An 8935-nucleotide genomic window follows, 5' to 3' on the forward strand; every position below is an offset into this window, starting at 1 on the left:
ACATCGACGCGGCGCGCGGCCGCATCTACGTTGCCAGGCATGACAACGGTCATCGGAGTGGACGTCGGCGGCACCTTCACCGACCTCGTCCTGCACGACGCCGCGACCGGCGAGATCAGGGTCGCCAAACAGCCCACCACGCCGTCCGCGCCGGAACGCGGGGTCCTGGCCGCGGTCGACGCGGCCGTGCCACAGGATCTGCTCGCCCGCTGCCGCCACTTCGTGCACGGCACCACCGTGGGCCTGAACGCGCTGCTCGAAAGGCGGGGCGCGACCGTCGGCCTGATCACCACGGTCGGCTTCCGCGACGTGCTGGAGATCCGCAGAGGCGACCGCGACGACCCCTACGACCTGTTCTGGACACCGCCGCCGCCGCTCGTGCCCCGGCGGCTGCGCCTGGAGGTGACCGAGCGGGTGGCCGCCGACGGCTCGGTCGTACGCGACCTGGAGCCGGAGGACGTGCGGCGGGCCGCCGAGGTGTTCGCCGCCGAGGGCGTGGACGCCGTCGCGATCGTGCTGGTCAACTCCTACGCCAACCCGGCCCACGAGGCACGGGCGGCCGAGCTGCTCAGGCAGGCCGGGTTCGCCGGGCCGGTCTCGCTGTCGCACGAGGTCTCGGGGGAGTACCGGGAGTACGAGCGCACCTGCACCACGGTCGTGGACGCCTTCGTCCGCCACCGCATGGGCCCCTACCTGCACAACCTCGACCGCGAGCTGCGGGCGAGGGGTTTCGCGGGCGAGCTGCTCGTGACCCGCTCCGGCGGCGGCGCGCTGGCGCTGGCCGAGGCCGCGGCCCGGCCGTTCGAGACGATCCTGTCCGGCCCGGTGGCCGGGGCCGCCGCCACCGCCCGCCTGGCCGCCGCGCTCGGCCCCTCCCTCGGCATCGGCACGGCCGTCGCCGCCGACGTGGGCGGCACCAGCTTCGACACCGCGCTCATCGAGGACGGGCGGCTCCCGCTGCTCTACCAGGGCGAGGTCGTCGGCCTGCCGCTGCAGAGCCCCTGGGTCGACGTGCGGTCGGTGGGCGCCGGCGGCGGCTCGGTGGCGTACGCCGACGCGGGCGGCCTGCTGCGCGTCGGCCCGCGCAGCGCGGGCGCCGACCCCGGGCCCGCCTGCTACCAGCGCGGCGGGACCGAGCCGACGGTGACCGACGCCGCCCTGCACCTCGGCATGATCCCCCGCGGGCACATCTCGGGCGGCATCGAACTGTCCGAGGACGCGGCGGCCCGCGCGCTGGCGCCGCTGGCGGGCCCGACCGGCATCGACGGCGTGGACGCCGTCGCGGTGGGCGTCGTCAGGATCGCCGCCGCGCACATGGCCCAGGCCGTGCGCGGCGTGACGGTTGAGCGGGGCGTGGACCCGCGCGGCGCGGCCGTCGTCGCCTTCGGCGGCGCCGGGCCGGTGTTCGGCTGTCTGCTCGCCGACGAGCTCGACGTGGACACCGTGGTCGTGCCGCCCAACGCGGGCAACTTCTCCGCCGTCGGCCTGGTGCAGGCCGACATCGTGCGGTCGGCCGCCCGCACGATGGTGCGTCCCCTGGACGACACGGCGCTGCCGGCGGTCGAGGGAGTGGCGCAGGCGCTGTTCGAACGGCTCGCGCAGCCCGGAGCCGTACGCGAGGTGGACCTCGACCTGCGCCACCGGGGCCAGGAGCACACGCTGACGATCCGGGTGCGGCTGGGCGAGGACGACCTGGCGGCCGTGTCCGCCCGGTTCTCCGAGGCATACCACCGGGCCTTCGGCCACACCCTGCCCGACCCGCTGGAGATCGTCACCGTACGGGCGACCGGCAGGGTGGTCCTCGACGCGGACCGCCCGATGGTGCCGGCCCCACCGTCCGGCGAGGGCGGGCGGGGGACGACGCGGCTGTGGTCGTTCCGCCGGAGCGCCTGGACCGAGGCCCCGGTCGCACGGCGGGAGGACCTGGACGGCGTGGCCGAGGGCCCGCTGCTGGTGGTGGAGCCGACCGCGACCACCTACGTGGACGCCGGCTTCGCCGTTGAGGCGCACGAGAGCGGCTGTCTCGTGATCACACGGAAGGACAGGCGATGACCATCGTCCGCACCCGATACGCGGAGGTCCACCCCGGGCTGGGCGACGGCGCCGACCCGGTCACCACCGAGATCATCCGGCAGGGCCTCAACGCGGCGGCCGACCAGATGAAGCAGTCGCTGGTCCGCACCGCGTTCTCGCCGATCATCTACGAGGCGCTGGACTTCGCCGTCGCCTTCTACGACGCCGACATGTGCATGCTGGCGCAGGCCCCGACGCTGCCGGCGTTCATGGGCACGCTCGGATTCTGCGTCAGGGAGGCCGTCGAGGGCGTCGGCGGCCCCACCGCGCTCAGCCCCGGCGACGTGATCCTCTACAACGACCCGTACGGCACCGGCTCCCACCCCCAGGACGCGGCGATGGTGGTGCCGATCTTCCACGAGGACACGCTGGTCGCGTACTCGGCGATCAAGGCCCACTGGCTCGACATCGGCGGCAAGGACCCTTACTGCACGGACACCGTCGATGTCTACCAGGAGGGCACGATCTTCCCCGGCGTCAAGCTGTACGACGCCGGGCGGCTGGTCAGCGACGTCTACCGGATGATCCTGGCCAACAGCCGGATGCCGGAGATGGTCATCGGGGACATCAACGCGATGGTGGCCGGGGCGCGGACCGGGGCGGAGGCCCTCGGCGCGCTGGTGCGGCGGCACGGCCTGGACACCTTCCGCCGTTGCGTCGCCCGCATGTACGCCCATGGCGAGGCGCTGGTGCGCGGCTGGTTCGAGCGCCTGCCCGACGGCGTCTACGAGGCCTCCAGCGTCATCGACTCCGACGGTGTGAACGGCACGCCGATCCCGTTCGGCGTCCGGGTCGTCGTGGACGGCTCGTCGGTGACCGTCGACCTGACCGAGTGCCCCGACCAGGTCGGCGGGCCGGTCAACTGCCCGCTGCCGTCCACCGTGGCGGCCGTCCGGATCGCGGTGGCCTTCCTCGCCGGGGCCGGCGAGCAGCCCAACGAGGGCCACTTCCGCCCGCTTGAGCTGGTCACGCGGCTCGGCTCGCTGTTCCACCCCGTACGGCCGGCGCCCTGCTTCATGTACGGAATCCCCTCCGACCACGCCATCGAGCTGATCATCAGGGCCCTGGCCGAGGCTGTGCCCGAATCGGTGCCGGCCGCCAGCGGCGGGGACATCAACGCCCTGGTGTGGTGGGGCAACCGTGAGGCGACCGGCGAGCCGTGGGCCGACGGCGCGCCCCATCCGGTGGGCCAGGGCGCCTCACCGTCGGCCGACGGCGCGAGCGCGCTCATGTACATCTCGGAGTCGGCCACCCGCTTCACCCCCGCCGAGGTGTGGGAGGCGCGCAACCCCTGGCGGATCGAGCGGCTCGCCCTGGCCGAGGACTCCGGCGGACCGGGCCGTCACCGCGGCGGCCTGGGGCTCGACCTGTCCTTCCGCATCCTGGAGGACCAGTACCTCACCGCGGGCCTGGCCAGGACCGCGCTGGCGCCCTGGGGCCTGGAGGGCGGTCTGCCCGGCCGGCCCAACCGGCTCACCGTGGAGTATCCCGACGGGCACGCCGAGGACTTCTCGCTGAAGACGCGGATCTTCCTGCCCAAGGGCGCGGTCGTCCACCTGCGCACCGGCTCGGGAGGCGGGTACGGCCCGCCCGAGGAGCGCGACCCCGAGGCCGTGCGCGCCGACCTGCGGGAGGGATACATCACCCCCGGGCACGCCGCACGGCACTACCCGCACGCGCTCTGACCAACAAGGTCACAGCGCGCGCAGGCCGCTGATCACCTCGGTCAGGATGCCGGGGGTGGGGAAGCGCGCGACGTTGGCGGGTGGGCGCACCTGCACGAGACCCTGCTCGTGGAGGTCGCCCACCAGCACCCGTACGACGCCGAGCGGCAGGTCGATCGCCGCGGCGATGTCCGCCAGCGACGCCGCGCGGGCGCACAGGCTGAGGATCATCCACTGCTCGGGACCGAGGCTCACCGGCGTGGGCCCGCCGGTCGCGGTGACGATGGCGACGAGGTCGATCTCCTGGCTGGAGGGCCGCACGCGTCCGCGGGTCAGGGCGTAGGCCGGGACGATCGGCCCGGCCTCCTCGTCCAGCCACTGGTCCTGCATGCGCTCCGTCACTTTCGGTCCTCCTCGCCGGTGTTCTCGTTCTCCTGCGGCCCCCGTTGCAGCGAGGCGAGGATGATGTCCTCCGGGGTGACCTCTCCCGCGGCGAGACGGGCGAGATCGGGATCCTTGGGGCCAACCATGAGTGCGGATGGGATGAGCACGATGGCGGTCGTTCCTCCGTAGGGCGAGGGCCGCAGGGTCACGCGGATGTCCCGCCGCGCGGCCAGGCGCGCGACGACGAACAGCCCCATGCGGTCGGTGTCCGCGATGTCGAACTCCGGCGGGTTGGCCAGACGTTCGTTCAGCTCGGCGAGCCGCTCCTTGGTCATGCCGAGCCCGCGGTCCTCGATCTCGACCGCGAAGCCCATGCCGACGAGTTCGCCGCGCACCGACACGGAGGTGTGCGGCGGGGAGAAGATCGAGGCGTTCTCGATCAGTTCGGCGACGAGGTGGATGACGTCGGCCACCGCGGCGCCGTCGAGCCCGTGGTCCTCCATCGGCAGCACGTTCACCCGGGCGTAGTCCTCCACCTCGGCCGCGGCCCCGCGTACGACGTCGTACATCGGGACGGGCTTGCGCCAGGCGCGGCCCGGGGCGTTGCCGGACAGGATGATCAGGCCCTCGGCGTGGCGGCGCATGCGGGTCGTCAGGTGGTCGAGCCGGAACAGCTCCTCCAGCATGTCCGGGTCGGTCGCGTGCCGCTGCATGCCGTGCAGCTGGGTCCGCTGCCGGTGCAGCAGCGTCTGGCTGCGCCGCGCCAGGTTGAGGAAGACCTGGCTGACACCCCGCTGCAGGCGGGCCTGCCCGATGGCGGCCTCCACCGCGGTCTCCTGGACCGTCGAGAAGGCCCGCCCCACGTCCTGGATCTCGGCGGTCCCGCCCGCGGTCTGGAGCGGGGGCGCCTCGGTGGCCACGTCGACGTCGTCGCCTCGCTTGAGCTTGACCAGCACGCCAGGCAGCCGCTTGTTCGCCAGGTCGAGCGCGGCCTGCCGCAGGTCGGCCAGTTCGCGGGCGAGGCGTCCGCCGACCCGCAGCGAGATCAGGATCGAGGCGATGACCGCGAGGAGACCGAAGCCCCCGGCCAGCACGGCCCGCCGCAGGATCGAGTCGGCGATCGGCGCGGCGCGCTCGGCGAGCAGGGCCGCCGCCTGGGTCTGCGCCTTCTGGAACGACTCGGCCAGGTCGTCGGAGGTCGACTGCCACACCCGCTGCGTACGCGTCGAGAGCTTGGGCGCCGCGATGATCTGCTCTTCCTGCAGCCGCAGCCGCTGGTAGAGCGGAGTGGTGATCAGGTTGACGTGGAGCTGCCGCAGGCCGGCGTCCAGCTCGGGCAGCGCCTGGTCGATGAGGAACCGGCGGTTGCCCACGAGCTGGGTGAACAGCTTGCGCTCCTCGTCGGTGAGGCCGCCGGACGCCCCGGCGGCCGCCTCCAGCGCCTGTTCCCTGGTCAGCAGCTCCTTGGCGAACCCGAGCGAGATCACCACGCGCGACTGCTGGTAGATCGGGATGTCGTCGATCAGAGCCAGGCTGTAGTGCATCCGGTAGATCGAGTCGCTGACCAGGTTGTAGGTCTCGATGGCGTACAGCCGCTCGGAGAGCCCCTCGTCGATCTCCGCCCGGATCTCGTCGATCCGGCTGAGCCCCGCCAGCATCTCGTCGACCTGCGTGCGCATGGCCGGGGTGGTGGCCGAGCGGGAGGCGCTGGACAGGGCCAGCGTGCGGACGTTGTCCCTGGCCGCGTTGGTGCGCTGGCGCTGCGCGTTCATCGCGTTGCGGTCGTTCGCCCGGTGCGAGCCCAGGTAGCGGGCCGTGGTCAGGCGCTCCGTCTGCAGCTCGACGATCAGAGAGTCGGCGGGCCGCCGAAGCGTGGACCACAGCGTGTTGTACGTACGCAGGCTCAGGCTCTCGCCGATCGTGACGCCGGCGGTGACCGCCCACAGCGCGACCAGCGAGAAGAGTGGCACCAGCAGCAGGCCGATGAGCCGGGACCTGATCGGTCGGTCACGCCTGCGCGGACTCATGGCACCTCGCCCAGTGAGGGACAAGCCTCACATAAAACCTTTTTGCGACAGGGATAGAGACTAGCAGTGGGGCGGGCGGGATGAGGGCCCTGTGATCGATTAGCCGGAAATATCCTGTCCAATCGTGATCTTGCAGTAGCGTCGATCATGGTGGACACGGAAAGGACCCGCACGCATGCGCCGTTTTCTCGTGCTGGGAGTGATGGCCGTGCTGGCCCTCGCAGGATGCGGCGGGGGTGAGGTCCGGGAGATCTCGGCCGCGAACCTACCCTCGACGAAGGACTCGACCTTCGTCTACCTGTCCAATCTCGACGTCGTCACCGACTGGGATCCCGCGAGCTCGTACTCCAACGAGATCATGTCGATGCAGAACATCTACGACTCGCTGACGATGTACAACCCCCGGACGCGCAGAGCCGCGCCACGTCTGGCCGAGCGCTGGCAGGCCTCGTCCGACGGCAAGGTCTGGACGTTCACCCTGCGTTCCGGCATGGTCTTCCACACCGGGCGGCCGGTGGACGCCTCCGCGGTCAAGGCGTCCGTCGAGCGCACCAAGCGGATGGGCGCCGGCGCGGCCTACATCTGGGACTCCGTCCAGCAGATCACGGTCAAGGATCCGCTCACCGTCGAGTTCCGGCTCAAGTACGCCGCCCCACTCGACTTGATCGCCTCCGCCGACTACGCGGCGTACATCTACGACACCCAGGCGGCGGGTTCGGGCGACCTCAAGAAGTGGTTCCAGGCCGGCCGGGACGCCGGCTCGGGGCCCTACACGGTGGCGAGCTGGAAGAAGGGCCGGGAGAAGGAAGTGGTGCTGCGCGCCTTCGACCGCTACTGGGGCGGCTGGGAGGGCCCGCACTACCGGAACGTCGAGTTCCGCGTGACGCCCGACCTCGACAGGGCCTACCGGCTGCTGCTGCGCGGCGAGGCGAGCTACGTGCAACGGCTGAACCCCGAGCTGTTCCGGCGGGCCCGCGCGACCGCGGGCGTGCGCACCCTCCAGGTGCCGTCGTTCCAGAACATGCTCGTGCTGTTCAACACCGCCTCAGGCCCGCTGACGGACGTACGGCTGCGCAAGGCGGTGCAGAAGGCCGTCGACTACGACGGCCTGGTCGCCGGGCTCAAGGGAGCCGGGGCGCCCGCCTCCGGCCTCGTGCCCGAGGGTCTGCTCGGCCACACGCCCGGCCTCACGCAGAAGCAGGACCTCGCCGGAGCGACCGCGCTGCTGAACGAGGCGGGGTACGGCCCGGGCGGCAAGCCCCTGCGCCTGACGCTGACCTACGCGCAGGGAGACGACGACGAGGAACTGCTCGTACGCAGGCTCAAGAGCGCGCTCGCGGAGCTGAACGTCCAGCTCGACGCGAAGGCGATGCAGTGGACCCAGCAGTGGGACCAGGGCAAGTCCGCCGACCCGGCCAAGCGCCAGGACATCCTCGTCATGTACTGGTGGCCCGACTACGCCGACGCGTACTCGTGGTTCCTCAACGTCTTCCACAGCGCCGAGCCGGTGTCCTTCAACCTCACCTACCTCAAGGACAGGGACGTCGACGCGAAGATCGACCGTCTGCCGTCACTGCTGACGAACGACCGTCCCGCCGCGGAGAGGGCGTACGCCGAACTCCAGAGGAAGCTCATCGAGGAGGAGGCCGTGGTGGCGGTGCCGTGGGTCTCCAACTACCAGCGGGCCTACCTGGGCAACGTCCAGGGGTACACCGACAACCCGGCCTACCCCAACGTCGTCTTCGTGCACGAGCTCATCCCCGGCGGCTGAGCCGCTCAGCCCCGCAGGCTGCGGCTGACTCCACCACAGAGAGGGCCGCGGGCGGTGCGCGACCGCCGGGGCCCCGCGGGCTCGTCGAGATGGGCGAGCATGGCCTGCGCGGCCACGGCGTCCGACAAGATCCGCTGCGCCTGCTCACCGTCGGGAAGCTGCCCGTGCTCGGCCAGCTCGTGCTGGAGGAAGGTGAGCGGCGCCGGGTGCCCGGCGGCGTCCGCGGCCACGGTGGCGCGAGCGGCGGTCAGCAGAGCGAGATAGTGCGAGCGCAGGATCGCCTCGCGCGTTCGCAGCTGCTCCAGGTCGTCGAGCAGGGAGTGCGCGAGCTCGAGCAACTCGCTCGGGCGCGGCGGCTCGGCGGTGATGTGGGCGCGGATGTCGTCGAACTCCGACCGCATGATGATGGCCACCTCCAGCGACGGAAGTCCGGGCGGCCGGGTTGGCGCCGTACGGGGACTTCCGCATCGTCTTCGTAGCGCGGGGCGATTGCGAGCGGCTTGACGTTCGGTTGCGTGGGAAGGCGACGACCACTTGGAGCCGTCGCGGAGCGCGGGGACGGCGGCCATGCGCGGCTGTCGTCCCTCATGTCGTGCCTCCCCGATCGTCTGTGCCGTGCCGGCTGATCGCCGCGGCGCTAAGTAGATGCCTGAGAGCCGGATCTGGTTGTCCCCACTCGCTCGCACGTTTTTCCACGTACGGGGTGGGGGGCGCGCTCCCGGCCGTGACCTGCGGGAATAGCCGCGGCCGACCGGTGTGTTGCACCGCCGGACCCGCGGCCTCCGGGCCGGCGGTAGGGGAATAGCCCACGCTGTGGGGGCGTTGTTCTCGTAATGGGTCATGGTGGTGCCGGACCCTGGTAATCTTCTGGTGTCGGCGCGGTTCGGCGCACTCCTCTTCGATCACTTCGGTGGTTGTCTTGTGTGTGCGGGCTGGTTGCCGGCGGCTCCTCGTGCTTTTTGATCTTCTGGATCCGGTGGTTTTGCGCCGGGCTGGGGGTTCGGGTAAGTTAGAGG

General features: G+C 71.6%; 6 protein-coding genes. 3 read left to right on the forward strand and 3 right to left on the reverse strand.

The window, feature by feature from the left end:
* The first annotated feature begins 39 nt into the window (after positions 1–39).
* On the forward strand, positions 40–2052 hold the full coding sequence (locus ACQEVJ_RS05885) for a hydantoinase/oxoprolinase family protein (RefSeq protein WP_433097951.1): 2013 nt from the start codon (positions 40–42) through the stop codon (positions 2050–2052).
* Positions 2049–3758 (forward strand): hydantoinase B/oxoprolinase family protein, encoded by a 1710-nt coding sequence (locus ACQEVJ_RS05890; RefSeq protein ID WP_433097953.1) that lies wholly within the window; start codon positions 2049–2051, stop codon positions 3756–3758. The genes ACQEVJ_RS05885 and ACQEVJ_RS05890 overlap by 4 nt, the downstream gene beginning before the upstream one ends.
* A gap of 9 nt (positions 3759–3767) precedes the next feature.
* On the opposite strand, the gene ACQEVJ_RS05895 is transcribed toward ACQEVJ_RS05890, so the two are convergent.
* Both ACQEVJ_RS05895 and ACQEVJ_RS05900 read right to left on the reverse strand, forming a co-directional pair.
* Positions 3768–4139, reverse strand: a complete 372-nt coding sequence (locus ACQEVJ_RS05895; protein WP_240809347.1) for a DUF742 domain-containing protein — start codon at positions 4137–4139, stop codon at positions 3768–3770.
* Positions 4136–6148 (reverse strand): sensor histidine kinase, encoded by a 2013-nt coding sequence (locus ACQEVJ_RS05900; RefSeq protein WP_433097955.1) that lies wholly within the window; start codon positions 6146–6148, stop codon positions 4136–4138. Before ACQEVJ_RS05900 ends, ACQEVJ_RS05895 begins: the two co-directional genes overlap by 4 nt.
* 175 nt (positions 6149–6323) lie before the next feature.
* Here ACQEVJ_RS05900 and ACQEVJ_RS05905 point away from each other — a divergent pair, with 175 nt between their 5' ends.
* Positions 6324–7919, forward strand: coding sequence for an ABC transporter substrate-binding protein (locus ACQEVJ_RS05905; protein ID WP_433097957.1), 1596 nt, complete (start codon positions 6324–6326; stop codon positions 7917–7919).
* Between the two features lie 5 nt (positions 7920–7924).
* Here ACQEVJ_RS05905 and ACQEVJ_RS05910 read toward each other — a convergent pair whose 3' ends face one another.
* The gene (locus tag ACQEVJ_RS05910; protein ID WP_433097959.1) at positions 7925–8320 is read right to left on the reverse strand and encodes a hypothetical protein; all 396 of its coding nucleotides are present in this window, start codon (positions 8318–8320) and stop codon (positions 7925–7927) included.
* Positions 8321–8935 lie beyond the last annotated feature (615 nt).

This window comes from Microbispora sp. CA-102843 (assembly GCF_050936215.1).
Lineage (GTDB): Bacteria > Actinomycetota > Actinomycetes > Streptosporangiales > Streptosporangiaceae > Microbispora.

Coding starts and splice junctions, on each gene's coding strand:
- ACQEVJ_RS05885 (WP_433097951.1), top strand. CDS start 40: ATGACAACGGTCATCGGAGTGGACGTCGGCGGCACCTTCACCGACCTC.
- ACQEVJ_RS05890 (WP_433097953.1), top strand. CDS start 2,049: ATGACCATCGTCCGCACCCGATACGCGGAGGTCCACCCCGGGCTGGGC.
- ACQEVJ_RS05900 (WP_433097955.1), bottom strand. CDS start 6,148: ATGAGTCCGCGCAGGCGTGACCGACCGATCAGGTCCCGGCTCATCGGC.
- ACQEVJ_RS05905 (WP_433097957.1), top strand. CDS start 6,324: ATGCGCCGTTTTCTCGTGCTGGGAGTGATGGCCGTGCTGGCCCTCGCA.
- ACQEVJ_RS05910 (WP_433097959.1), bottom strand. CDS start 8,320: ATGCGGTCGGAGTTCGACGACATCCGCGCCCACATCACCGCCGAGCCG.